The organism is Cellulomonas hominis (genome assembly GCF_005239125.1).
Taxonomy (GTDB): domain Bacteria; phylum Actinomycetota; class Actinomycetes; order Actinomycetales; family Cellulomonadaceae; genus Cellulomonas; species Cellulomonas hominis_A.
The window spans coordinates 1-1,215 of sequence record NZ_SZYE01000348.1; the positions used below are offsets into that span (position 1 = coordinate 1).

Genomic DNA, 1,215 nt, shown 5'->3' on the forward strand with positions numbered 1-1,215 from the left:
CGAGCGGCCCTCGCCGGCCTCGCCGCCGCGCTCCTCCTGGCGGGGCCCGCCGTCGGCGTCGCGCTCGCCGGTCCGCCTCCCGCGCGGCTCCCCGCCGCGACGACCACCCAGTGCACGCAGGAGAAGACCCAGTACGTCGCCGAGGCCCCGCCGGCGCTGACCCGCCTCGCCGCCGAGCGCGCGTGGCGGTCGGCCACCGGTGCGGGCGTGCTCGTCGCCGTCGTCGACTCCGGGGTGGACCCCGGCAACGCGCACCTGACCGACGCCGTCGTCCCGGGGGTCGACCTGGTCGGCGTCGCCGGCGACCCGGCGGGCCGCACGGACACCGCGGGGCACGGCACGGCCGTCGCCGGCCAGATCGCCGCCCGCTGGCGGGACGACCTGGGTTCCGGCGTCGTCGGCCTCGCGCCCGCCGCCACGATCCTGCCCGTCCGCGTCTACTACGCCGACGACGACCAGGCCCGCGAGCAGGGCGTCGCCCCGGACGCGACGCGGCTCGCCGCGGGCATCGACGCCGCCGTGGCCGCGGGCGCGCGGGTGGTCAACGTGTCGATGAGCACGCCGAACGACACCCCGGCGCTGGCCGACGCCGTCCGGCGGGCGACCGCGGCGGGCGCGCTCGTCGTGGCCAGCGCGGGCAACCGGAACACCAGCAGCGACGAGGCCGACGGCCCTCGGTACCCGGCGGCGTACGACGGGGTGCTCGCGGTGACGGCGGTCGACGTCGACGACCTGCCCGCCGGTGACGCGATCCACGGCGCGCACGTCGACGTGGCGGCGCCGGGCACCAACGTCCTCACCACGTTCCACGCGGCCGGCGACTGCATGCTGTCCGGGGAGGGCACCTCCACCAGCTTCGCGACCGCCTACGTCAGCGCGGCGGTCGCGCTGCTCGCCGAGCGGTACCCCGAGGAGACCCCCGCGCAGTGGGCGTACCGGCTCGAGGTCACCGCCGCCCGCGCCCAGCCCGGCGAGCGGGACGACCTGGTCGGCTGGGGCGTCGTGCGCCCCGACGCCGCGCTGGAGTTCGTCGACGACGGCACCGCGCCCGGCCCGGCGAGCCCGGTGCACGGGCGCGCCGCCGCGCAGGCGGCGGACGTGCGGACCGTCGACGTCTCGCCGCGGGAGGACCCGCTGGCCGGGGCGCGCGCGGGCGCGGTGTGGTGGGGCATCGGCGGGACCGCGGTGGTGCTGCTCGCGGCGAGCGCCGCGAGC

1 protein-coding gene is annotated in these 1,215 nt (G+C 79.7%); it reads left to right on the top strand.

The window, feature by feature from the left end:
* A partial coding sequence (locus FA014_RS19505) for a S8 family serine peptidase (protein WP_154731253.1) occupies positions 1 to 1,215 on the top strand: 1,215 nt, incomplete at both ends.